General features: G+C 66.4%; 20 protein-coding genes. 13 read left to right on the forward strand and 7 right to left on the reverse strand.

The annotated features are described in order from the left end of the window. Positions 1-9 precede the first annotated feature (9 nt). Both LPW26_RS11785 and LPW26_RS11790 read left to right on the forward strand, forming a co-directional pair. Positions 10-852: an LssY C-terminal domain-containing protein gene (locus tag LPW26_RS11785; RefSeq protein WP_406677437.1), complete on the forward strand. Its 843-nt coding sequence runs from the start codon at positions 10-12 to the stop codon at positions 850-852. 60 nt (positions 853-912) lie between these two features. Further along, entirely contained in the window at positions 913-2100 is a 1188-nt protein-coding gene (locus tag LPW26_RS11790; protein WP_238735372.1) for a pyridoxal-phosphate-dependent aminotransferase family protein, read from the forward strand. 230 nt (positions 2101-2330) lie between these two features. On the opposite strand, the gene LPW26_RS11795 is transcribed toward LPW26_RS11790, so the two are convergent. The 5 genes from LPW26_RS11795 to htpX form a co-directional block, all read right to left on the reverse strand. Next, a complete protein-coding gene (locus LPW26_RS11795) occupies positions 2331-3482 on the reverse strand; it encodes an ABC transporter substrate-binding protein (RefSeq protein WP_238735374.1) in 1152 nt (383 codons plus the stop codon). Positions 3483-3574: 92 nt separating this feature from the next. Beyond that, positions 3575-4297, reverse strand: coding sequence for an ABC transporter ATP-binding protein (locus LPW26_RS11800; RefSeq protein ID WP_238735376.1), 723 nt, complete (start codon positions 4295-4297; stop codon positions 3575-3577). Continuing rightward, positions 4294-6066, reverse strand: a complete 1773-nt coding sequence (locus LPW26_RS11805; protein WP_238735378.1) for a branched-chain amino acid ABC transporter ATP-binding protein/permease — start codon at positions 6064-6066, stop codon at positions 4294-4296. The genes LPW26_RS11800 and LPW26_RS11805 overlap by 4 nt, the downstream gene beginning before the upstream one ends. Continuing rightward, entirely contained in the window at positions 6063-7100 is a 1038-nt protein-coding gene (locus tag LPW26_RS11810; protein ID WP_238735380.1) for a branched-chain amino acid ABC transporter permease, read from the reverse strand. Before LPW26_RS11810 ends, LPW26_RS11805 begins: the two co-directional genes overlap by 4 nt. A 443-nt stretch (positions 7101-7543) precedes the next feature. Next, the gene (gene htpX, locus LPW26_RS11815) at positions 7544-8509 is read right to left on the reverse strand and encodes a zinc metalloprotease HtpX (RefSeq protein WP_238735381.1); all 966 of its coding nucleotides are present in this window, start codon (positions 8507-8509) and stop codon (positions 7544-7546) included. 49 nt (positions 8510-8558) lie between these two features. Between htpX and LPW26_RS11820 the strand changes: the two genes are divergently transcribed. Beyond that, positions 8559-9983: an adenylate/guanylate cyclase domain-containing protein gene (locus LPW26_RS11820; protein WP_238735382.1), complete on the forward strand. Its 1425-nt coding sequence runs from the start codon at positions 8559-8561 to the stop codon at positions 9981-9983. A 120-nt stretch (positions 9984-10103) separates the two neighbouring features. Next, on the forward strand, positions 10104-11483 hold the full coding sequence (locus tag LPW26_RS11825) for a cytochrome P450 (RefSeq protein WP_238735383.1): 1380 nt from the start codon (positions 10104-10106) through the stop codon (positions 11481-11483). 102 nt (positions 11484-11585) lie between these two features. Here LPW26_RS11825 and LPW26_RS11830 read toward each other — a convergent pair whose 3' ends face one another. Further along, positions 11586-12428, reverse strand: coding sequence for an SDR family NAD(P)-dependent oxidoreductase (locus LPW26_RS11830; RefSeq protein ID WP_238735384.1), 843 nt, complete (start codon positions 12426-12428; stop codon positions 11586-11588). Positions 12429-12602: 174 nt separating this feature from the next. Here LPW26_RS11830 and LPW26_RS11835 point away from each other — a divergent pair, with 174 nt between their 5' ends. From LPW26_RS11835 to LPW26_RS11850, 4 genes are all read left to right on the forward strand, one after another. Further along, positions 12603-14402, forward strand: a complete 1800-nt coding sequence (locus tag LPW26_RS11835) for a putative bifunctional diguanylate cyclase/phosphodiesterase (RefSeq protein WP_238735386.1) — start codon at positions 12603-12605, stop codon at positions 14400-14402. A 178-nt stretch (positions 14403-14580) separates the two neighbouring features. After that, complete coding sequence (locus LPW26_RS11840) at positions 14581-15012, forward strand: hypothetical protein (protein WP_238735388.1); 432 nt, start codon at positions 14581-14583, stop codon at positions 15010-15012. Positions 15013-15018: 6 nt separating this feature from the next. Further along, on the forward strand, positions 15019-15360 hold the full coding sequence (locus LPW26_RS11845; protein WP_238735390.1) for a c-type cytochrome: 342 nt from the start codon (positions 15019-15021) through the stop codon (positions 15358-15360). 72 nt (positions 15361-15432) lie between these two features. After that, positions 15433-16695, forward strand: a complete 1263-nt coding sequence (locus LPW26_RS11850; RefSeq protein WP_238735392.1) for an acyl-CoA dehydrogenase family protein — start codon at positions 15433-15435, stop codon at positions 16693-16695. On the opposite strand, the gene LPW26_RS11855 is transcribed toward LPW26_RS11850, so the two are convergent. Then, a complete protein-coding gene (locus LPW26_RS11855) occupies positions 16692-16889 on the reverse strand; it encodes a hypothetical protein (protein WP_238735394.1) in 198 nt (65 codons plus the stop codon). The two genes, LPW26_RS11850 and LPW26_RS11855, sit on opposite strands and share 4 nt — an antisense overlap. Positions 16890-17285: 396 nt before the next feature. Between LPW26_RS11855 and LPW26_RS11860 the strand changes: the two genes are divergently transcribed. The 5 genes from LPW26_RS11860 (at position 17286) to kdpB (ending at position 24747) form a co-directional block, all read left to right on the forward strand. Beyond that, positions 17286-17690 carry a hypothetical protein gene (locus LPW26_RS11860; RefSeq protein ID WP_238735395.1) on the forward strand — a complete coding sequence of 135 codons (405 nt, stop codon included), beginning with the start codon at positions 17286-17288 and terminating at the stop codon, positions 17688-17690. A gap of 223 nt (positions 17691-17913) precedes the next feature. Continuing rightward, the gene (locus tag LPW26_RS11865; RefSeq protein WP_238735397.1) at positions 17914-20631 is read left to right on the forward strand and encodes a bifunctional diguanylate cyclase/phosphodiesterase; all 2718 of its coding nucleotides are present in this window, start codon (positions 17914-17916) and stop codon (positions 20629-20631) included. 223 nt (positions 20632-20854) lie between these two features. Then, positions 20855-20944 carry a K(+)-transporting ATPase subunit F gene (gene kdpF / locus LPW26_RS11870; RefSeq protein ID WP_238735398.1) on the forward strand — a complete coding sequence of 30 codons (90 nt, stop codon included), beginning with the start codon at positions 20855-20857 and terminating at the stop codon, positions 20942-20944. 10 nt (positions 20945-20954) lie between these two features. After that, positions 20955-22658: a potassium-transporting ATPase subunit KdpA gene (gene kdpA / locus LPW26_RS11875; RefSeq protein WP_238735400.1), complete on the forward strand. Its 1704-nt coding sequence runs from the start codon at positions 20955-20957 to the stop codon at positions 22656-22658. Positions 22659-22674: 16 nt separating this feature from the next. Further along, positions 22675-24747 (forward strand): potassium-transporting ATPase subunit KdpB, encoded by a 2073-nt coding sequence (gene kdpB / locus LPW26_RS11880; RefSeq protein WP_319942179.1) that lies wholly within the window; start codon positions 22675-22677, stop codon positions 24745-24747. The last annotated feature ends 9 nt before the right edge of the window (positions 24748-24756 follow it).

A 24756-nucleotide genomic window follows, 5' to 3' on the forward strand; every position in this document is an offset into this window, starting at 1 on the left:
CCAAGGGTCGTGAGCGTGAGCGCTGCCACCGAGCAACCTCGACATAAACACCATCCCCGGCTGCGACGCGCCGGTTTGGTCACCGCGCTGTTCGTCACGGTCTATGCGCTCGCCGCCTATTTGGCGCTGCCGCTGTTCTGGACGCATTACGACCATCAGCGCGGGCTCGCCGAACTGCCGATGGCGACCAGCACGGCACAAGGCATTCCGGGTGACCCGATCAATGTCGGGCTGATCGGCAATCAGACCGACGTGCTGCGCGCGATGCTGGCGGCGGGCTGGGCGCCGGCCGATCCGATCACGCTGCGCTCCTCGATCGAGATCGCCGGCAGCGTGCTGCTCGACCGGCCGTATCGCAACGCGCCGGTGTCGAACCTGTATTATCTCGGCCGCCGCGAAGATCTGGCTTTCGAAAAGCCCGACGGCCGCAGCGCCGACCGGCGTCATCACGTTCGGCTGTGGAAGGTGCTGGACAGCGGCGCGGAGGGACGCCCGGTTTGGCTTGGCGACGCCACCTTCGATCGTGGCGTCGGCCTCAGCCACTATACGGGCGCGGTCACGCATCACATCGATCCGGACATCGACGCCGAGCGTGAGCGTTTCGCGGCCGATCTCGAGGCCGCCGGCATGGTCGAGGCGCGCTATCAGGTCACCGGCATCGGCCCGACCATCGCCGGCCGCAACGGCGAGGGCGACCGCTATTACACCGACGGCGAAGTCTGGATTCTCCGCCTCGTCGAGAACGGCCAGAAACGCGACGCACCGGCCGCGATCCTGCCGAGCCCGCTCGCCACCATCATCAAGGACCAACTCTTCCGGACCATCGCCGAAGCGATTGCGCCCGCACCTTGAATTCAACCCGGCACGGCGGCATGGTCGCGGCGCTCTTCACATCACAGGGACTGCTGCATCATGGCCGTCAGATCCGGCCGGGAATTCCTCGCGATCCCCGGCCCCACCACCATGCCGGACGAAGTGCTGCAGGCGATGCACCGCCCGGCGCTCGACATCTACTCGAACGAGATGATCGAGCTGAGCGAGGGTCTGCTGAGCGACCTCAGCCGGCTGTTCGCCACGCAGGGCAAGTCCTACATCTACATCGCCAACGGCCACGGCGCATGGGAAGCGGTGATCAGCAACGTGCTGTCGCGCGGCGACAAGGTGCTGGTGCTGGAAAGCGGCCGCTTCGCGCTCGGCTGGGGCAACGCCGCGCAGGCGATGGGCTGCGAGGTCGAGGTGCTGCCGGGCGACTGGCGGCGTGCGGTGCGGCCCGCCGAGGTCGAGGAGCGGCTGCGCCGCGACAAGGACCACAGCATCAAGGCGATCGTGGTGGTGCAGGTCGATACGGCGTCGAGCGCCTACAACGATCTCGAGGCGATCGGCCGCGCCATCAAGGCCGCCGGGCACCCGGCACTGTTCATGGTCGACACCGTCGCGTCGCTCGGCTGCATGCCGTTCGAGATGGATGCCTGGGGCATCGACGTCGCGATGGCCGGTTCGCAGAAGGGCCTGATGGCGCCGCCCGGCCTCGGCTTCGTCGCGGTCGGCGACCGTGCCCGCGCGGCGCATCAGCACGCCGATCTGCGCACGCCGTATTGGGATTGGACCAATCGCGACGGCCCGGAGCACTACCAGAAATATGCCGGCACGGCGCCGATCCATTTACTGTTCGCGCTGCGCAAGGCGCTCGACATCCTGTTCGCCGAAGGACTGGATGCGACCTTCATGCGCCACCGGCTGCTCGCCGAAGCGGTCCGCCGCGCGGTGTCGACCTGGAGCGAGGGCCAGGTGTTCAGCTTCAACATCGCCGACCCGCGCGAGCGCGCCGACACCGTGACTACCGTGCGGGCCGCCGATGGTCACGACCTGCTGGCGTTGCATCGCTACTGCAAGGAGAAGTGCGGCGTCGTGCTCGGCGTCGGCATCGGCGACCTGCAGAACCGCGCCTTCCGCATCGCCCATATGGGCCACATCAACGCCCCGATGGTGCTCGGCACGCTCGGCGTCATCGAAATGGCGCTGACCGCGCTGAACATCCCCCACGGCAAAGGCGGCGTCGACGCGGCGATCGGCTATCTGGCCGAAAGCGTGCCGGCGTAGCCGCGTCGCAAGGTCAACGTAGGGTGGGCAAAGGCGCGGAGCGCCGTGCCCACGCGGCACGTTTGTGGTGGAGGTCCGCGTGGGCTTCGCTGCGCTCAGCCCACCCTACAAATCGCCGACACAGTCATTCCGGGGCGCGCGTAGCGCGAACCCGGAATCCCGACATGTTCTGCCGCGTCAGATTCCGGGTTCGCTCCCTTGCGCGAGCGCCCCGGAATGACGAGGAGTGGTTACTTTTTCAGCCTGAACGCGCCGTCGCGAATTTCGATCAGGAAGGCGGAGCGTTCGTCGTAGCCGTTGTGGTTGTCGGGCGTCATGTTCGACAGGCCGTTGTTGAGCGCCAGATCCTTCGACTTTTCGATCTGATCGCGGATCGCGGCGCGGAATTCCGGCGTGCCGGGCTTGGCGACCTTGAGAGCGGCCGGAATCGCGTTTTCGACCAACGTCATCGAATCCCACAGATGCACGCCGAAGATGGTCGGCGACGCGCCGCCATTGGCGGCCTTGTAGGCGTCGACGAAGCGTGCCTTGACCTTACGGAACGGACTGTCGGCCGGCATGTCCTCGGCGCCCGAGAATGCCTCGCCGGCGAAGATCGCGCCATCGACGTCCTTGCCGCCGAGCTTGATGAACTCCTCGGTGGCGACGCCATGGGTCTGATAGATCGGCCCCTTGAAGCCGCGTTCGCGCAGCGCCTTCTGCGGCAGCACCGCCGGCGTGCCGGCCGCGGCGATGAACACCGCGTCCGGCTTGCTGGCGATGATCTTCAGAATCTGGCCGGTCACGCTGGCGTCGCTGCGGGCGTAGACCTCGTGCGTCGTCAGCTCGAAGCCGAGCTTCGGCGCGGCGGCGGCCAGCACCTTGTAGTAGCCCTCACCGTAGGCATCCGAGAAGCCGATATAACCGACCTTCTTGGCGCCGGTCTTGGCGATGTACTTGCCGATGGCCTCCGCCATGATGTCGTCGTTCGGCACCACCTTGTAGACCCATTTGCGCCGCTCATCCATCGGCGCCACCAGGATCGCGGCGGCCGCCATGGTCATCAGCGGCGTCTTGGCTTCTGCCGCGATGTCGATCAGCGGCAGCGTGACCGGAGTCAGCGACGAGCCGATCAGCACGTCGACCTTTTCATCCGCCAGAAGCTTGCGTGCGTTCTGCGCCGCCTTGGTCGGATCGGATTCGTCGTCGAGCGCGAAGTAGGTGATCTTTTCGCCGCCGATTTCCTTGGGCAGCGCCGCCACCGTCTTCGATTGCGGCTGGCCGAGCGCGGCGCCGGGGCCGGACGCACTCATGGTGATGCCGATCTTGATGTCGGCCGACGCGGCACTGACACCGGCCAGCATTGCCGCCACCGCGACGATCATTGTCTTGGTCTGTTGCATGGACGTCCTCCTCCGTTTGTTATCGTTCGTACGCGTCTTCCTGGAAGCATGACCTCGTCCGAAAACCGATAGCCACTTTTCGGGATCGCGCTCTAGTAATCATGGCCGCCGAGGCCGAGATAGCTTTCGACCAGCCGCGGGTCGGCGGCGATGTCGGCGGGCGATCCCTGCTTGGTGATCGCGCCCAGCTCCATCACGTAAGCATAGTCGGCGACTTCCAGCGCCGCACGGGCATTCTGCTCGACCAGCAGGATCGACACGCCGGTCTTCCGCAGATCCGTCAAAATGTGGAACACGTCGCGGACGATCCGGGGTGCCAGCCCGAGGCTCGGCTCGTCCAGCATCAGCAGCGTCGGCCGCGCCATCAAGGCTCGGCCCATCGCCAGCATCTGGCGCTCGCCGCCGGAGAGCGTGCCGGCAAGCTGTGCGCGCCGCTCTTTCAGCCGCGGCAGCCGCGCGTAGATCTCTTCGATCGTCTGGCTGCGCTCGGCGCGGCTGCGGCGGAAGCCGCCGAGCAGCAGATTGTCCTCGACCGCCATGTCGGCGAACAGCTCGCGCCGCTCGGGCACGAGGCAAAGCCCAGCCTTGACCCGCGACTCCAGCGCCACGGCGCTGATCTCGGCGCCGCGAAACACCAGCCGGCCGCGCGCCTTGAGCAGTCCCATCACGGCATTGAGCAGCGTCGTCTTGCCGGCGCCGTTGGCACCGATCACCGTCACCAGCGCGCCCTGCTCGACCTTGAGCGAGACGTCGTGCACCACCTCGGCGCGGCCATAGGCGACGCTGACATTCTGCACTTCCAGAAGCGCGGTCACGACACGCCTCCGAGATAGGCTTCGAGCACCGCCGGATCCTGCCGGATCGCAGCCGGCGCGCCCTCGGCGATCTTGGTGCCGAAGTCGAGCACCACGAGGCGATCGGCAAGGCTCATCACGAAATCCATATCGTGCTCGACCAGCAGCACGCTCATGCCCTCGGCCCGCACCTCGCGCAGCAGCTTGGCGAGCGCCTTCTTCTCGCCGACACGCAGACCCGCGGCCGGCTCGTCGAGCAGCAGCAGCATCGGCTCCAGGCACAGGGCGCGGGCAACTTCGATCAGCCGCAGCTGCCCGAGCGCCAACGTGCCGGCGGGCTCGTCCGCCACCTCGGCGAGGCCGACGCGGGCAAGCGCACGCCGGGCGCTGTCGAGGAGCTGTGCCTCCTCGGCGCGGTCGAGCCGGAAGATCGCCCGCAGCACGCCGGCCTGGCCGCGCAGATGCGCGCCGAGCGCGACGTTTTCGACCACGCTCATGTCGGCCACGATCTCGACATGCTGGAAGGTGCGGCCGAGCCCGAGCCGCGCGGCGCGCTGCGGCGTCTGCGCGGCGAGCGGGTGGCCTTCGAACGCGATCTTGCCCGAAGTCAGCGGCAGCACGCCGGTGATCAGGTTGAAGGTGGTGCTCTTGCCGGCGCCGTTCGGGCCGATCAGCCCGATGATGCGACCGCTCTCGACCTCGAAGCCGACATCGTTGACGGCGACCAGACCGCCGAAACTCTTGCGCGCCTGATCGGCCTGCAGCAGCTTGGTGCCGGGCGCAGGCAGCGTGCGCGCCGGCAGGCGATCGCCGTCGGGCGGAGGCGGGACTTTCGGTGCCGGCGGCGCCCCGAACAGGATCGGCCACAGCCCGCCCGGCGCGGTCTGCAGTAGCAGCACCAGCACGGCGCCGAACGCGATGATCTCGAAATTGCCGGTGTGGCCGAGCAGCCGGGGCAGCCAGTCCTGCAACTGATCGCGCAGGAAGGTGATGCCCGCGGCACCGAGGATGGCGCCATAGACCCGCCCTGCGCCACCGAGCACGGCCATCAGCAGATATTCGGTGCCGGCGGTGATGCCGAACGGCCCCGGCGACACCGAGCGTTGGAAATGCGCGTACAGCCAGCCGGCGAGACCCGCCAGCATCGCCGCATAGACGAACACCATCAGCTTGGCGCCGGCGGTGTTGACGCCGAACGCCTCGGCGGCGCGGGTGCTCCGCCGCAGCGCCCGAATTGCGCGGCCGACGCGGCCGCCGAGCAGGTTCTGCGTGGCGATCACCGCCAGCACCACCGCGATCCACACCACCACGAAGTAATCGCGCGGCGCGATCAGCGCGTAGTCGCCGATCTTCAGCGCCGGAATGCCCGGCAGTCCGTCATGGGCGCCGAGCCAGCTCAGATTGCCGAACAGATAATAGAACGCGATGCCCCAGGCGATGGTGCCGAGCGGCAGATAGTGACCGCTGAGCCGCACCGTAATGGCGCCGACCAGCAGCGCCGCCACCATGGTGACGAAGATCGCGGCCGGCAGCGTCAGCCACGGCGAGATGCCCCAGTACACCGTCAGTACGCCGGTGGTGTAGGCGCCGAAGCCGACGAAGGCGGCCTGGCCGAACGACGTCATGCCGCCGACGCCGGTGAGCAGCACCAGGCCGATCGCAACGAGACTCGAGATCCCGATATAGTTGAACAGCGTGATCCAGTAATCCGGCATCAGGCCGGTGAAGGGGAGGATCAGGATCGCGGCGGCGATCGCCGTGGGGATCAGCTTCGGTGCGCGCAGCTTCATTCCGATTCCTCGGCATGGGGCGCCACGATCGAGCGCCAGGCGAGCACCGGGATGATCAGCGTGAACACCAGCACTTCCTTGAAATTGCTGGCCCAGAACGAAAACAGCGCTTCGGCAAAGCCGACCGTGAGCGCCGCCAGCACGGTGAGCGGATAGCTCACCAGCCCGCCGAGGATGGCGGCGACGAACGCCTTCAGGCCGATCAGGAAGCCGGAGTCATATGCCACCGTCATCAGCGGCCCGACCAGCGCGCCCGACACCGCGCCGATCAGCGCGGCCAGCGCAAACGCGATCTGCCCCGCGGCTGAGATCGGGATGCCGACCAGCCGCGCGCCGGTGCGGTTCGACGAGCACGCCTTCAGCGCCTTGCCGAGCAGCGTTCGGCCGAAGAACAACGCGAACAGTCCCAGCAGCACGGCGGTGACGACCAGCACCGCGACGCTCTGCCCGGTAATCAGCAATTCGCCCAGCGAGAAGGTTTGCGACGACAGCGGCGTGGTGCCGGTGCCTTCCGGGCCGAAGAACAACAGCCCGAGCCCCATCAGCGAGAAATGCACGCCGAACGAGGCCATCAGCAGCACCAGCACGCTGGCATGGGCAATCGGCTCGAACGCGATGCGGTACAGCATCGGCCCCATCGGGGTGATCAGCGCGATCGCCAGCAGGATGCTGCCGACCTGCCCGATCTTCATCGGCGCCACCGCGCGCGTCAGCAGCAGCAGCGCGACCGGCAGCGCCAGATCGAACAGCACGATGAAGGCGACGCGCCGCAGTGTCAGATCGCGGAAATGCCGGATCAGCTCGGACGCCGCGGCGAGGCAGCCGAGCGCCAGCAACAGCCACGGCGTCGCCGGCGCCACGCCGTTCTCCAGCGCCGCAATGGTCAGCGCCGTGAACGCGACGAATTCGCCCTGCGGCACCAGGATGACGCGCGTGACCGCGAACACCAGCACCAGCGCGATGGCGACGAGCGCATAGACGGCACCGTTGATGATGCCGTCCTGCAAAAGAAACAGGAATATCGTGGCGTCCACGCGTCCTCCCCCGAGCGCGACCCGGGCACTTGGACGGCCCGGTTTCGCTGCGGTTGGTAAAATTCACCAACCGATCGTTTAATTCAAGGGAAATGACGCACAGGCGTCAGGCGGCGGCGCCAGCCGATCCGGCCGCGCGATCCCCCGACGCGCAGCGCGGGCAGGCTAACGCAGCCAGGCCCAGCCAGACATCCCTACGATGGGACCAAGGCGCGCGCCTCATCCAGCGCATCAGCGCGATGTGCCGGCCAGCGGCGCCAACACGACCACCAACCTCAGAGTCATTGCGAGGAGCGAAGCGACGAAGCAATCCAGCCCCGTGCACGGCGCCTCTGGATTGCTTCGCTTCGCTCGCAAATGATGGGGTGGGGTCGGTGCCCCAAAAAGAAAGGCCCCGGCGAACTGGGGCCTTCGACATTCAGCATTTCGGCATCACGGGGAGCCTAACCCCACGGGCCCCGCGACGCGCCGCCGCTCCAGGGACTACGCGACGTGCCGCGGGGCTGGCCACTCCACGGGCCGGCTGCCGAACCGCGCGCGGGCGGCGCGGTCGGATAAGCGCCACCGCCACCGATCTCGCCGGCAAGCCGCTGCAGTGCGGCGACGCGGTTGTCGGTCGACGGATGGGTGGCGAACAGATTGTCCATGCCCTGCCCCGACAGCGGGTTGATAATGAACATATGGGCGGTCGCCGGCGCCCGCTCGGCGTCGACATTCGGCACCTGATGCGCCGCGGCCTCGATCCGGCGCAGCGCCGAGGCGAGCCACATCGGCTGGCCGCAAATCCGCGCGCCCATCTCGTCGGCGGCGTATTCGCGGGTCCGGCTGATCGCCATCTGCACCAGCATGGCGCCGAGCGGCGCCAGGATCATCAGCGCCAGCGAGCCGATCACGCCCGGGCCGTTGTTGCGGTTGCCGCCGAAGAACATGCCGAACTGCGCGATCATCGAGATCGCACCGGCGAACGTCGCCGTGACGGTCATCAGCAGCGTATCGTGATGCTTGATATGTGCGAGCTCGTGCGCCACCACGCCGGCGAGTTCCTCGCGGCTGAGCTGGCCCATCAGGCCGGTCGTCACCGCCACCGCGGCGTTCTCCGGATTGCGGCCGGTCGCGAACGCGTTCGGCTGCGGGTTGTCCATGATGTACACCCGCGGCATCGGCAGACCGGCATGGCCAGCCAGGTCCGCCACCATGCGGTGGAGGTCCGGCGCGGTGCGCGCGTCGACCTCCTGGGCGCCGTACATCGACAGCACCATCCGGTCGGAATTCCAGTACGTGAAGATGTTCATCGCCGCCGCGACGACCAGCGCGATCAGGGCGCCGTTGGCGCCGCCGATCAGGTAGCCGACGCCCATGAACAGCGCGGTCATCCCGGCGAGCAGCATCGCAGTTTTGAAGTAGCTCATGATCTCCTCCTGCGTTCCGATCCCGAAGGGCGGATAACGCATCCGTGAGATGGGTAACTCTTTGCTTCCGAACAAGATCGGCTCGTGCGGCTGCGCGTCGCGGCTTGCCGTGCCGACACCGAACGGGCAGATTGTCGCAGTGACCAATCCCGCCAATTCGGAAGCCGCCATCGACCCGGCCGCGCCCCGCGACGCCGTCCGGGTCTATCCGGCGGGCGTGACCGTCATCCAGCGCAGCCAGCGCGGCCGCAGCTGCGTGCCCGCCACCTCGACGATCGAGGAGTTGCAGCGCTGGCTGCTGCTCGAGGCTGCGGGCGAGCGCGAGCTGCTGCTGACCTTCGAAGCGCTGATGTGGCGGATGAACGCCGCGGGCCTGCCGATCGATCGCGCCACGCTGCATATCGGCACGCTGCATCCGCAACTGCTCGGCTTCGCCTGGAACTGGCGCTCCTCGGACGGGCTCTGCGACGAAGTCCAGGTTCAGCAATCGACCGCCGACACCGACGCCTTCAAGCTCAACCCGCTGCGCCGGATCTTCGATCAGGGCAGCGCGATCCGCCGCAATCCGCAGGACCCGGCGGCCCAGGCCGAATTCCCGATCATGCGCGACCTCGCGGCGGGCGGTTACACCGAATACCTGGCGCTGCCGCTGGGCGGCGAAGGTTTCCGCCACGCCGTCACCCTGTCGACGATACGCCCGGGCGGCTTCAGCGACGATCAGTTGGCCGAGATCAAGCGCGTGCTGGTGCTGCTTACGCTGCATGTCGAACGCCACATCGCGGTGCGGATCTCCACCAACGCGCTCGGCGCATATCTCGGCCCGGTCGCCGCCACCAAGGTGCTGAACGGCGACATCAAACGCGGCAGCGGCGAGCCGATCCGCGCCATCATCTGGGTCTCGGACATGCGCGGCTTCACCGATCTGTCCGACCGGCTCAGCGGCTGGGACACCATCACGGTGCTCAACGCGTATTTCGAAGTGTTCGTCGGCGCCGTGCTGGCGCAGGGCGGCGAGGTGCTGAAGTTCATCGGCGACGGCCTGCTGGCGGTGTTTCCGCTCGGCGACGACGGCTGCGCTGCCGGCAATGCTGCACTCGCGGCCGCACAAGCCGCGCAGGCCGGGCTGGCGCGGCTCAACACCGAGCCGCCAGCCGGCCTCGCCGAAGTCGAAGGCTGGCGGCCGCTGCGCGCCGGCATCGCGCTGCACGAGGGCGAAGTGTTCTTCGGCAATATCGGCGCGCCCAATCGGCTCGACTTCACCGTGATCGGACCGGCCGTCAACGAAGCCAGTCGTGTGGAAGCGCTGCAGAAGACCCTCGGCCGCAATATCCTCATCACTGCCGCAGCCGCTCGCTACATCAGTTTACCGCTGGAACCGCTCGGCGAGCATCCGCTGCGCGGCGTGGCGGCGCCGATGACGATTCTGACGCCTCCGGAACAAACGGCCGTTCGCCCGCAGCCGGCGGCTTCGTAGCCGGCCGCGCGCCGAGTTAGCGCTTGCCAAGCCGATCACACGCCTCCTATTTTCAAATGCAACAAAGCCGCAAGACGGAGCACAACCTCCGCGCAGGCTGCAGGAAACGCGGAGGACATCATGTCGATCCAGGTTGCGGACTCATCGCTCGTCGCCCGGCCGACGCGGCCGAAGCGCAGCGCGCTGGCCCATATTCCCGGCGACGAAGGCTGGCCGGTGATCGGCCGCACCCTCGAGGTGCTCGCCGACCCGAAGGGTCAGGTCGAGATGATGGCCCGCACCTACGGTCCGGTGTACCGCAGCCGGGTGCTCGGCGAGACCAGCATCACGCTGCTCGGCCCCGAGGCCAACGAGTTCGTGCTGTTCGACAACACCAAGCTGTTCTCCTCGACCCACGGCTGGGGATCGATCCTCGACCTGCTGTTTCCCCGCGGCCTGATGTTGCTCGATTTCGACGAGCACCGGCTACACCGGCGGGCGCTGTCGGTCGCCTTCAAGGCCGGGCCGATGCAGTCCTATCTGGCCGATCTCAATGACGGCATCGCGCGCCGCGTCGCGCAGTGGCGCGCCGCGCCCGGCGAGATGCGGTGCTATCCGGCGATGAAGCAGCTCACGCTGGACCTCGCGGCGACGTCGTTCCTCGGCACCAGGATCGGCCCCGAGACCGAGGAGATCAACGCCGCCTTCGTCGACATGGTGGCGGCTTCGGTCGCGCCGATCCGCAAGCCGTGGCCCGGCACCGCAATGGCGCGTGGGGTCCGCGGCCGCAAACGTATCGTCGCTTACTTCGCCGAGCAGATCCCGCTGCGCCGCGCCAAGGGCGGCGACGATCTGTTCTCGCAGCTGTGCCGCGCCACCCACGAGGACGGCGCGCTGCTGTCGACGCAGGACATCATCGACCATATGAGCTTCCTGATGATGGCGGCGCACGACACGCTGACGTCGTCGCTGACCTCATTCGTCGCGGCGTTGGCGGCTGATCCGCCATGGCAGCAGAAGCTCCGCGCGGAAGTCGCCGCACTCGGGCTGAAGCCCGGCGAGCCGATCAGCTTCGCGCAGCTCGACGCGCTGCCGCTGACCGAGATGGCCTTCAAGGAAGCAATGCGGCTGCGGCCGCCGGTGCCGTCGCTGCCGCGTCGCGCCACCCGCGAATTCACCTTTCGGGGCTACACGATCCCGGTCGGAACCATGGTGGCGGTGAACCCGCTCTACACCCACCACATGCCCGAGATCTGGCCCAATCCGGATCGGTTCGATCCGCTGCGCTTCACCGACGAGGCCCAGCGCAGCCGCCACCGCTTCGCCTGGATCCCGTTCGGCGGCGGCGCCCATATGTGCCTTGGCCTGCACTTCGCCTACATGCAGGCGAAGTGCTTTGCCGTGCACCTGCTGCAGAACGTCAACGTCAGCCTTCCGCCGAACTACACGTCGAGCTGGCAGATGTGGCCGATCCCGAAACCGAAGGACGGGCTGCGGGTGAATGTGGCGCCGGTGAAGTAATTGCCTGCATTTAGGCCGTCATTGCGAGGAGCGCAGCGACGAAGCAATCCAGCTCCGTGCGCGGAGCCCTGGATTGCTTCGCTCCGCTCGCAATGACGGCTGTCACCCCTCGCCGTGATCGAACGCCTTGCGGAGCCCGACCAAGCCCTGCTGCTGCTGGGTCCAGTTGCGGCCGCCGGTGATGCCGCCGTCGATCACCAGGTCATGGCCATTGATAAAGCTCGACTCGTCGCTGGCGAGGAACACCGCGGCCTGCGCGATATCCTCCGGAATGCCGGCGCGCTGGATCGGCTGCGCGGTCTTGTAGATCTCGCGCATCGTTGCCGAGGTCTTTTCGGCGGCTTCGGTGGTGAGACCGAGCGCCTTGCCGAAGATGCCGGTGGCGATCGCACCCGGCGAAATGCTGTTGACGCGGACGCCGGACTCGCCGAGCTCCATCGCCACGCATTTGGTGAAATGGATCACCGCCGCCTTGGCGGCGCCGTACACCAGCGACGACGAGAAGCCCGCGAGACGGCCGGCGATGCTGCCGTTGTTGATGATGCTGCCGGAGCCCTGCTTCTTCATGTGCGGCGCGGCGTGCTTCATGCCGAGCATGACGCTGCGCAGCAGCGTGGCCATCGCGGCGTCGAACCGGTCGACCTCCAGGCCCTCGACGCCGCCGGTCTGCGCCGGCCCGCCGGCATTGTTGAACAGGCAGTCGATCCGCCCGAAGCTGCCCACCGCCTCATCGATCAGCGCCTTCATCTGCTCTTCCTGGGTGACGTCGGTCTGCCGGAAGATGCAGGCGTCGCCGAGCTGCGCCGCCAGTGCCTCACCCTCGGCCACCCGCCGCCCGGCGATCACCACCTTGGCGCCTTCCGCGACGAACACTTCGGCGGTTCGCAGGCCGATGCCGCTGGTTGCCCCCGTGATTACCGCCACCTTGCCGTTCAGCCGTCCCATCGCCGCCTCCCTGTTACGATGCGGTCGTCGCCGCCGCACCAAATCGATCGTTGATCTTCTGTTAATGACAAATCACGCTGCCGCAATCCAAATCGAAAGCCCCGCAAATTCGCGGCATGTTTTCAAGGTGTGACTTAACTAATATTACAACCAAGCTTGCCATTGTCCGCCGCGATGTGCAGCGCAGCGACCTCTCCCCTTTCGCACTCGATCGACGAAATCGGCTCCGTCCCAGACGCGGCCGGCGACCGCGTTCGCGTGGCATCGCGCGCCGTCGACCCTGAGCTGCTCCAGGCTGTCATTCGCGCGCTGCCCTCCGGCGTCACGGTGCAGGACGAGAGCGGCGATTTTCTGATTGTCAACGATGCCGCCGCAGCGCGGATGGCCCTCGCGTCGGCGCAGGCGAATTCCGCCCCCGCGCCCCGGGGTCTCGAAGCGCCGGCGCTGCTCACCGCGGGTGCCCCCGCCATCATCGAAGAGCAGATCGGCGCCGGCGCCTCGGCCCGGACTTATCTCACGGCACAACGACCGATCGAGCTCGGCGGACGTCGGTTGGTGCTGTCGAGCGCTTCCGACATCACCGAGCAGAAGGCGACCGAACACCGGCTGTTCCGGCGCGCTTACTTCGACGAACTCACCGGACTGCCGAACCGCAGCGTGATCGAACACCGCGCCGACACGCTGCTGCGCGACGACGGTCCCGCCAATCGCTTCGCGTTGGCCTTCCTCGACATCGACAATTTCAAACACATCAACGACTACTACGGCCATGCGGTCGGCGATGCGCTGCTGGTCGGCGTCGCCAAGCGGCTGGGGCTGGAGCTGCGCGAAACCGACATGCTGTCGCGCATCAGCGGCGACGAATTCCTGCTGCTGCTCAACCCGATCCAGAGCCGCGACGAAGTCGTCGACTACATCGAATTCCTGCTGCAGCGGCTGCGGGCGCCGTTCTTTATCGACGGCACAGAAGTGTTCGCCTCGGCCTCCACCGGCGTCAGCCTCTACCCCGAGCACGGCCGCAGTTTCGATGCGCTGCGCCAGAATGCCGATATCGCCATGTACCAGGTCAAGAGCGCCACCAAGGGCGCCGCGGCGATGTTCGACGTCGCAATGGAACGCGAGGCGCTTGAGCGGATGGCGATCGAGCAGTCGCTGCGTCAGGCGATCCTCGACAAACGGTTCTGCTGCGCGTTTCAGCCCAAGGTCGACATCCGCACCCGCGATATCAAAGGCATCGAAGCGCTGGTCCGCTTGCGCGACGACAACGGCGTCATCCAGGCTCCGGGGACTTTCGTCGATCTCGCCGTCGAGCTCGGGCTGATCGACGATCTGACCCATCTGGTGCTCGCCGAGATCACCAGATCGATCGACCTCATCGACGACACCTTCGGGGCCGGCGTGAGCATCAGCATCAATGTCGCCGCCAAGCAGGCCGGCAATGCCGTCTTCATGCGATCGTTCTGCGCCGCGCTCGTCGCGACCGGGTTTCCGGCACGCTTCGTCGTCGAGGTGACGGAGGACGCGTTCGTCGCCAAAAGTCACTTCCAGAGCGAGATCCTGCCGCTGCTGCGGCGGATCGGCGTCGGCATCTCGATCGACGATTTCGGTATCGGCTACTCGTCGCTGTCGGCGCTCGCCGATATCACCGCCGACGAGATCAAGATCGACCGCTCGTTCATCACCGACATCCACAAACGGCCGCGCAGCCAGGGCATCCTCAAGGCGATCGAATCGCTGGGCGAAGCGCTCGGCATGACGGTGATCGCCGAAGGCCTCGAGACGTTCGAGGAGCTCGCTTATCTGCAGAGCGCCACCAAGATTCGCTATGCGCAGGGCTATTACTTCTCCAAGCCGATCTTCCTGGAAGAGCTGAAGCCCGCGATGCAGACCGGCAGCGGCCGGGCCAGCCCCTACAGCCGGACCGCCGAACCAGCCCGCGCGGCCATATCCCGCGCAAATGTCGGGCGCGCGTAGGGTCTCCGCCGACGTCCCGATCATTCCTGCCGACACTATCGAGACCTGCAAGGCGACTGGTCAGTCTACTCTCCCGGCTCCGGAGTATTACGGTATTATTGGCTTGATCTAACGCAATGTGGCCTGCCGGATCATCGGCGAAGGTCGCGCCACTCCAAGAACAGATCTGGAGGGCGTCATGCCTGCCCACACCCGCCCCTATCCCTTCGTCGATCGCCTGATCGACACCTTCGCCGCCTGGCTCAAGCATCGCCGCGAAGTCACCGAGATGTGCCAGTTCGACGCCGCTGAATTCAGCCGCATCGCCCACGATCTCGGCGTCACCTCGACCGACCTCGACGAGTTGGTCCGCCAGGGCCCGCACAAGGTCGATGAGCTGCCGCAGTTGCTCAAGGCGCTCGGCATCGACGAAGACGCGATCGCCCGGACTCAGCCGCTCGTGCTGCGCGACCTGGAACGCGTCTGCGCGCTGTGCCGCCACAAGAGCGAATGCGACCACGACCTCGCGGACGGCTCGGTTGCCGAGCACTATCAGGCCTACTGCGCCAACAAGGTGACGCTCGACGCGCTCGGCGACGACGTCCACACGCCCTCGACCGCCCGGCACTGACCGACAATGCGCACGGGCGCGGTTCGGTTCGCAACGACCGCTGTGATCGCCGCGGTGCTGCTGATGCCCCAGCCGCACCGCGCCAAAGCCTCGGCGTTGCCGGACGCGGTCACCGACGGCCATCGTTTGGTGCTGAACTGGTGCGCCGATTGCCACGCCATCGAACATGGCGCGGTGATGATCGGCAAAGGCCCCGCTTTCCAGCGCATCGCCGACATGCCATCGACGACCGAGTTGTCGCTGAAGGTGTTTCTGCGCTCGAACCACGCCAACATGCCGAACTTCATCATCGCGCCCGGCGATGCGGATGAGATCGTCCGCTACATCCTCAGCCTCAGGCGCAATTGATGCGGCCGGGACATCTCGACGCGTCGCCCCTCCGCGCGCCGCGTCGCGGCTTCCACAGTTGAGAGCCGCCGCATGGATTTCGACCACAGTGACAAGGTCCAGCGGCTTCGCGCCCAGCTATCCGATTTCATGCGATTTCACGTCGAGCCGCAGAATGTTGCCTGGCACCGCGAGGTGGCGGCGGGCCGCTATCCGCTGGCGCTGATCGAGCGGCTGAAGTCGCGGGCGTTTTCCGAGGACCTTTGGAATCTGTTTCTGCCCGGGCTCGGCGACGACGACCCGGGGCAACGCCTGACCAATCTGGAATACGCCCCGCTCGCCGAAATCATGGGCCGGATCCATTGGGCATCCGAAGTCTTCAACTGCAACGCGCCCGACACCGGCAACATGGAGCTGCTGCAGCTGGCCGCGACGCCGGAGCAGCACGCCCGATGGCTCGAGCCTTTGCTGATCGGCGAGATCCGATCGTGCTTTGCGATGAGCGAACCCGACGCCGCCTCGTCGGATGCGCGGAACATCCGCACCAGCATGGTCCGTCACGGCGACGACTATGTGATCAACGGCCGCAAATGGTTCATCACCGGCGCGGCGCATCCGAACTGCAAGCTGGCGATCGTGATGGGGATGACAGGCGAGCATCTCGACCCGTCCTCGACCGAACGGCATTCGATGCTGCTGGTGCCGATGGATACGCCGGGACTGAGCATTGTCCGCGATATCCCGATCATGCACCACCATTCGCCCGAAGGGCATTGCGAGCTGCTGTTTCGCGACGTCCGGGTGCCGGCCTCCAACCTGCTGGGCCAGGAGGGCAAAGGCTTCCGGCTGGCGCAGGATCGGCTCGGCCCGGGGCGGGTGCATCATTGCATGCGCACCATCGGCCAATGCGAGGTCGCGCTCGAGCTGATGTGCGAGCGCGCGCTGGAACGCAAGGCGTTCGGCAAGCATCTGGCCGACTATGCCAACATCCAGGACTGGATCGCGGAATCCCGCCTCGAAATCGATCAGGCGCGGCTGCTGGTGATGAAGGCGGCGCATCGCATGGACCGCGAAGGCAATGCGGCGGCCCGGGTCGATGTCTCGGCCATCAAGCTGGTGGCGGCCCGGCTGCAGACCCGGATCGTCGACCGCGCCATGCAGGTGTTCGGCGCTATGGGACTGACGCCGGATACGCCGCTGTCCTACCTGTGGACGTGGGGGCGGGCGATGCGCTTTCTCGACGGGCCGGACGAGGTGCATCTGCGCGTCGTGGCGCGGGCGGAGCTGGCCACCGCGCGCGCGCAGGCCGGGCGCAACGCCTGCCAGTTCGTCCCGCCAGCATCGCTGCTCGGCTAGGCCGTCCTCGGTTTTTCGACCACCGTCACCAGCCAGCGCGGAGTGTTGCCGGACTTGTCTTCCTTGACCGCGCGAACGATGCCGGTGATGGACGAACCGCCGACCTTAATGGTTGCCGCACGGCCGCTGAACTGCGCGATGCGCGAGCGGCGAGCTTCCTTCACGTCGGTCGTTTCGAGCGTCTGCGTCATCATGGTGCTGATCTCCGTCGCGACGACTATTCCGTCAACGTCGTTACGCAGAGATTAAATTGCCGGCTCGTAGGAATACCGATGCGGGCTATCGCACGCGAACAGGACTCGTTAGCGACCGATCTGGCGGTACGCATCGGCGTCTGCGTCCGTGAATATCTTTCGCCGGACGTCGGCTGTCAGCAATTCGCCTGACTGGCGGCTGTTTCCGGATCGTCTTACTTCATCAAGGCTGACATCGGCGCGTGTCGGCTCGGTCCACCGTCGGTCGTGGACCGATCGTGGACACAGTTGGCGTGATCGCACGCGCGTGCGCCGTCCTTTCCCTCCACCCGCGTGGCGCGTGCGTGGATGAACCTGAAAAAGGCACCCGCGATGACGGGTGAATAGGTATCTCACATGCAAATCTGGCTTGCTGCATTTGCCGCCGCGCTGATTGTCGTCATCGGCTACGCCGGCGGCCCCCCCGGCGCGCTCGTCGCGCTGCTCTCCTTCCTGATCGCGCTCTTCCTGCTGTGGGCGCGCGACCTCGGCTTCAAGGGAGCCTGGGAGCGGTTCGGGCTGCAGACCTTCAGCCCGCCGCTGTGGAAGCCCGAGAATTTGGAGCGGTTCAAGGCGCTGTTCGTCGACGAACAGAAGCTGGTGAAGGCGACCACCATCTCGGTCGCGTTGATCGCCGCCGCAATGCTGCTGCCGCGCAACCTGGTGATCTTCATCTTTGCGGCCACGCTGGCGCTGGGCGTCTTCGAGGTCTACCGCAACTCCAAATCGGTCACGGCGCAGCCGGGGACCCGCATCAACTGATCAGGCGGGCGCTTCCCAGCGCGCACACGCTTTCAAAGACCTCAAGGCCGGCGCCGCAAACGCCGGCCTTTGTGCTGTCCGGTGCACCACATCTGGCACAGGATCGCGGCCAAAACGAACCCAGCGCTGGCGGATCAAGCTCCAGACTGCGCGGTTCCATTTTAAGGTTTGATTACCGTGATTCCTAACTCAGTTTCCATGACTGGTGGTTATTCCTGTCAGAATGAAGATCAGCTCGCATACCGGCAAGGGAGTCGCCACAGATCCGTCTGGATCGACGCAGCGCGCCGCGATGGGCAACATCCTGCATCATCGCCCGGTGGCGCTGCTGATGGGATGCGGGGCTCTGCTGATTACCCTGATCGCGGCCGTGACCACCGCCATGGTGGGCGACCTGCGCGGCAAGGCTCTGAAGAACAGTGAGCGCGAACTGGCCAATACGGCCATGCTGCTGGCTCATCACTACGATCGGGAATTCGAGAACTTCCTCACCGTTCAGGCAGAAGTCGCCGCCGCCGCGCGGCATTCGCCGTTCAGTTCGCCCGAGGCCTTCAGCGGCCAGATGGCGACGCTTGAAACCCATGAACTGCTGCGGGCCAAGACTCTGCCTGGTTCCGATATTTCGAAGCTGGCGATCTTCAATCACCATGGCTTGCTGATCAACAGCTCGGCCGAATGGCCGGTCCCCGACCTCTCGATCGTCGAGCGCGAATACTTCCAGGCCCACAGGTCGGGCAAAGCGTCGAACGTGACCGTCGAACTGATCCAGGATGCGCTGGCCGGCGGCTGGGTGATCGTGATGGCGCAGCGCATGACCAGCGCCGACGGTGCATTTCTGGGTGTCGTCAGCCGCTCGCTGACGCCCGCCCACATCGAGCAATTCCTGGCCTCGGTGTCGCTCGGCGGCGACTCATCCATATCAATCCATCATCGCAGCGGCGTGCTGTTGGCCCGCTACCCACACGCCGCCGACCAGATCGGCCAGAATTTCCGCACCGGATCGCTCCAGCGGACCAAGCTGTTTCAGACCGATCTCAACACGCACCTCAAAAGCCCGATCGACGGCGGCGACCGGCTGATCTCGTCGCACGCGCTGCGAGGCCTGCCGATCGTCGTGGTCACGACCACGACGGTCGACGAGGCGCTGGTTGCCTGGCGCAAGCAGACCCGGCTGCTGATCGTCGCGGCAGCGGTGTCGGCGCTCGTGGTCGCGGTGATTCTGCTGCTGATCGTCCGGCAGATCGGCAAGCACCATCATGCCACGCAGGCCAAGCTGGCCGTCGACAAGCATCGGCTGCACACCGCCATCAACAACATGTCGCAAGGCCTGCTGCTGTTCGATGCGCAGGCGCGGCTGGTCGTGTGCAATCAGCGCTACATCGACATGTACGGATTGTCGCCGGACATCGTGAAGCCGGGCTGCAGCTTCCGCGACATCGTCGCGCATCGCAAGGAAGTCGGCTCCTTCAAAGGCGATGTCGATGAATATTGCAGCCGCATCATCCAGGCCGTGATGGTGGAGAAGACCGCCGACAAGCACGGCTCGGACGATCGCTCGATCCAGATTTCAAGTGTTCCAGTGCCGGGCGGCGGCTGGGTCTCGACCCACGAAGACATCACCGAGCGGATCCGCGACAGTGAGCGGATCGCCTATCTGGCGCACTACGACAGCCTGACCGATCTGCCGAACCGCAGCCTGTTCAGGCAGCGGCTGGATCTCGAACTGCAACGCTGCAGACGCGGTGGCAGCTTCGCGCTGATCTACATCGACATCGACGAGTTCAAGAGCATCAACGACACGCTCGGTCATCCGATCGGCGATGAACTGCTGAAGCAGGTCGCGGTGCGGCTGCGCGGCTGCGTCGGCCCCGGCGATTTCGTGGCGCGGCTCGGCGGTGACGAATTTGCCATCATCGCCGCCAGCGCTGGAGAGACCCAGGGCGCGACCGCGCTGGTCGAGCAAATCCATCTGGCGATCCGCAGGCCGTATCAATGCCTCGGCCACCATCTGGCGAGCGACGCCTCGATGGGCGTAGCGATCGCACCACACGACGGCGCCGAGATCGATCAGCTGGTCAAGAACGCCGACCTTGCGATGTACGGCGCCAAAGCCGGCGGCCGGCGCACCTTCCGGTTCTTCGAGCCCGCGATGGACGCGGTCGCGCGCGCCCGGCGCGAACTCGAATTCGACCTGCGCCACGCCATCGCGGGCGGCGGCTTCGAAATTCACTATCAGCCGCTGGTCGACCTGCGCACCAAGACCATCACCGGCTGCGAGGCCCTGCTGCGCTGGCGGCATCCGACGCGTGGCATGATCTCACCGGCGGAGTTCATTCCGATCGCCGAGGACACCGGCCTGATCAACGAGATCGGCGGCTGGACGCTGGCCGCCGCCTGCGCCGAGGCGGCGCAGTGGGACGATGACATCACACTCGCGGTCAACATTTCGCCGGTGCAATTCCGCCAACAGACGCTGGCGCTGCTGGTCGCCTCTGTACTCGGATCGACCGGTTTGCCGGCGCGGCGGCTCGAACTCGAAGTCACCGAGGCCGTGCTGATCCACGACGACGACGCGGCGCTGACGACGCTGAACCAGTTGCGCGCGCTCGGCGTCCGCATTTCGCTGGACGATTTCGGCACCGGCTATTCGTCGCTGAGCTATCTGCAGCGATTCCCGTTCGACAAGATCAAGATCGACCGGACCTTTATCGACAGCGTCGACGGGACCAAGACCTCGACGGCGATCATCGAGGCGATCGTCAATATCGCGGCGTCGCGCAACATGTCGACGACCGCCGAGGGCGTGGAGACCGAGCGCCAACGTGACATCCTCCGCGCGCTCGGCTGCACACAGATGCAGGGATGGCTGTTCAGCCCTGCGGTGCCCGCCCGCAAATTCCGCGCGCTGCTGAAGGAGCATCGCGGCACCCGCGCGGCCTGACGCATCCGTCCGAACGCGCCTGACGCAGTTCTGGTCTTTATGCCGGCTTTATGCCGGCGCGGTAATTTCCGCATCGCTTCCTTATGGGCCGGGGCCTAGCTGATCGAAGCCATCATCAGGAGGCTTCGATGCTCGACTTTCTCATGCTCCTCTGTGGATTCAGCCTGTTCGCCGTCACCATCGGCTACGCCTACGCGTGCGAACGGATCTGAGGAGCGCACCCATGACGATCGACTACGTACTGGCCGCATCGGTCTGCGCGATGCTGCTGATCTACCTCGTCTACGCGCTGCTGCGCCCCGAGCGGTTTTAGGAGCGCCGCCATGACCCTCATTGGTTGGACCCAGATCGCGCTGTTCTGCGCCATCATTATCGCGTTGACGCCGCTGCTCGGCGCCTATCTCACCCGCGTTTTCAACGGCCAAACGACGCCGCTGTCGTTCGTGCTGCGGCCGGTCGAGGCCGGGCTGTACCGGCTTTGCGGCGTCGATCCCGAGCGCGAACAGCACTGGCTCACCTACACGGTGGCGATGCTGCTGTTTCACGCCGCCGGCTTCGTGCTGCTGTACGGCCTGCTGCGGCTGCAAAGCGTGCTGCCGCTGAACCCGGCGGATCAGTCCGCCGTCGCGCCGGACCTCACGCTCAACACCGTGGTGTCGTTCCTCACCAACACCAACTGGCAGAACTACGGCGGCGAGACGACGATGTCGTATCTGTCGCAGATGCTCGGGCTGACGGTGCAGAACTTCCTCTCCGCCGCGACCGGCATAGTGCTGGCGGTGGCACTGATCCGCGGCTTCGCCCGCGCCTCGGCCAACACCATCGGCAATTTCTGGGTCGATATCACCCGCTGTACGCTCTACGTGCTGCTGCCGATCTCGGTGATCCTCACCCTCTTCCTGGTCTGGCAGGGCATCCCGCAGACGCTCGGCGCTTACGTTGATGCGACCACACTCGAAGGCGGCAAGCAGTCGATCGCGCTCGGCCCCGTGGCGTCGCAGGTCGCGATCAAGATGCTCGGCACCAATGGCGGCGGCTTCTTCAACGCCAACGCGGCGCATCCGTTCGAGAACCCGACCGCGCTGTCGAACTTCGTGCAGATGCTGTCGATCTTCGCGCTCGGCGCGGCGCTCACCAACGTGTTCGGCCGCATGGTCGGCGATCAGCGTCAGGGCTGGGCGATCCTCGCCGCGATGGGCGTGCTGTTCATCGCTGGCGTCGCGGTCTGCTACTGGGCCGAAGCGAACGGCACGCAGATCCTGCAGTCGCTCGGCCTCAGCGGCGGCAACATGGAAGGCAAGGAAGTCCGCTTCGGCATCGTCGCCTCGGCGCTGTTCGCGGTGGTGACCACCGCCGCCTCCTGCGGCGCCGTCAACGCCATGCACGACAGCTTCACCGCGCTCGGCGGCATGATCCCGCTGATCAACATGGAGCTCGGCGAGATCGTGATCGGCGGCGTCGGCGCCGGCCTCTACGGCATGCTGCTGTTCGTCATCATCACCATCTTCCTGGCCGGACTGATGGTCGGCCGCACGCCCGAATATGTCGGCAAGAAGATCGAGGCCCGCGAGGTCAAGATGGCGATGCTGGCGATCCTGGTGCTGCCGCTGTTCATGCTCGGCTTCACGGCAATCGCCGTGGTGTATCCGCCTGCGCTCGCGTCGATGGCCAATGCCGGCCCGCACGGCTTCAGCGAGGTGCTGTACGCCTTCACGTCGCAGGCCGCCAATAACGGCTCGGCGTTCGGCGGCCTCACCGGCAACACGCCGTTCTACAACCTCGCCGGCGCGGTGACGATGTTCTTCGGCCGGTTCTGGATGATCGTGCCGGCGATGGCGATCGCCGGTTCGCTCGCCGGCAAAAGGAAGGTCGCCGCCACCAGCGGCACTTTCCCCACCAATGGCGCGCTGTTCGTCGGCCTGCTCGTCGGCGTCATCCTGATCGTCGGTGGCCTCACCTTCTTCCCCGCACTCGCAGTCGGCCCCATCGTCGAGCATCTGGCGATGCTCCACGGCGCCGCGTTCTGATCCGGAGCTACCAGCCATGCAACCCTCGAAAACACGCAAGCGGAACATGGCGTCGGCCATGCTCGATCCGGCGGTGCTGCTGCCAGCCATCGGCCAGGCCTTCGTCAAGCTAGATCCGCGCACGCTGATCAAGAACCCGGTGATGTTCGTCCTCGAGATCGTCACCGCACTCACCACCGTGCTGCTGCTCCGCGACATCGTCACCGGGCAGGGCGACATCGGGTTCGAACTGCAGATCACCGTCTGGCTGTGGTTCACGGTGCTGTTCGCCAACTTCGCCGAGGCCGTCGCCGAAGGCCGAGGCAGGGCGCAGGCCGACACGCTGCGCGCCACCCGCGCCTCGACGATCGCCAAGCGGCTGCTGATGCCCGGCAATCACGAGCTGTACGAAGGCGTAGCGGCCGAACGTCTCGAGGTCGGCGACCTGGTGCTGTGCGAAGCCGGCGACATCATTCCGGGCGATGGCGACATCATCGAGGGCATCGCCTCGGTCAACGAAGCGGCGGTGACCGGCGAATCCGCCCCGGTCATCCGCGAATCCGGCGGCGACCGTTCGGCCGTCACCGGCGGCACCACGGTGATCTCGGACCGGATCGTCGTGAAGATCACCTCGGCGGTCGGCTCGTCGTTTCTCGACCGCATGATCAAGCTGGTGGAAGGCGCCGAGCGGCAGAAGACCCCGAACGAGATCGCCCTCAACATCCTCTTGGTCGGCCTCACCATCATCTTCGTGTTCGCCACGGTGACGATCCCGAGCTTCGCCAGCTACGCCGGCGGCTCGATCTCGGTGATCGTGCTGGTGGCGCTGTTCGTGACGCTGATCCCGACCACGATCGGCGCGCTGCTGTCGGCGATCGGCATCGCCGGCATGGACCGGCTGGTGCGCTTCAACGTGCTGGCGATGTCCGGCCGCGCCGTCGAGGCCGCCGGCGACATCGATACGCTGCTACTCGACAAGACCGGCACCATCACGTTCGGCAACCGGCTGGCGTCGGAGATCATCGCGGTGCCGGGCGTCAGCGACGCCGAGGCGGCGCAGGCTGCGCTGCTGGCCAGCGAGGCCGACGAGACTGCCGAGGGCCGGTCGATCGTGGCGCTGGCGCGGGAGAAGTACGCGGTCTCGGGCGAGGCCGCGCCGGCCGGCGCGCAGTTCATCGCGTTCTCGGCAACGACCCGGCTGTCAGGCATCGACCTCGGTGCGCGTAAGCTGCGCAAGGGCGCGGTCGATTCGATCCTGAAATTCGTGCGCGATCAATCCGGCGCCGATGTCGCCGAACCGCCGGCGTTCCGCGCCGCGGTCGACCGCATCGCCCGCGCCGGCGGCACGCCGCTCGGGCTCGCCGAGGGCGGCCGGCTGCTCGGCGTCATCCACCTCAAGGACGTGGTGAAGCCGGACGTCAAGGAACGCTTCGCGGCGCTGCGCCGGATGGGCATCAAGACCGTGATGATCACCGGCGACAACCCGGTGACCGCCGCCTCGATCGCCTCGGAAGCCGGCGTCGACGACTTCATCGCCCAGGCCACCCCCGAGGACAAGCTGCGCTACATCCGCACCGAGCAGGCCAACGGCCGGCTGATCGCGATGTGCGGCGACGGCACCAACGACGCCCCCGCGCTCGCGCAGGCCGACGTCGGCGTCGCGATGCAGAGCGGCACGCAGGCGGCGCGCGAGGCCGGCAACATGGTCGACCTCGACAGCGATCCGACCAAGCTGATCGAGGTCGTCGGTATCGGCAAGCAGTTGCTGATGACGCGTGGCGCGCTGACCACCTTCTCGATCGCCAACGACGTTGCCAAGTACTTCGCCATCATTCCGGCGATGTTCGTGGCGTTCTACCCGCAGCTCGGCGCGCTCAACGTGATGGGGCTGTCGACGCCGCAGAGCGCGATCCTGTCGGCGATCATCTTCAATGCGCTGATCATCATCGCGCTGATCCCGCTGGCGCTGAAGGGCGTGACCTATCGGCCGGTCGGCGCGGCCGCGCTGCTGCGGCGCAATCTCTTGATCTACGGCCTCGGCGGCCTGGTGCTGCCGTTCATCGGAATCAAGGTCATCGATCTTGCGGTGACCGCTCTCCATCTCGCCTGAAAGGTGCCG

The sequence above is a fragment of the Rhodopseudomonas infernalis genome, from assembly GCF_022271405.1.
Taxonomy (GTDB): domain Bacteria; phylum Pseudomonadota; class Alphaproteobacteria; order Rhizobiales; family Xanthobacteraceae; genus Rhodopseudomonas; species Rhodopseudomonas infernalis.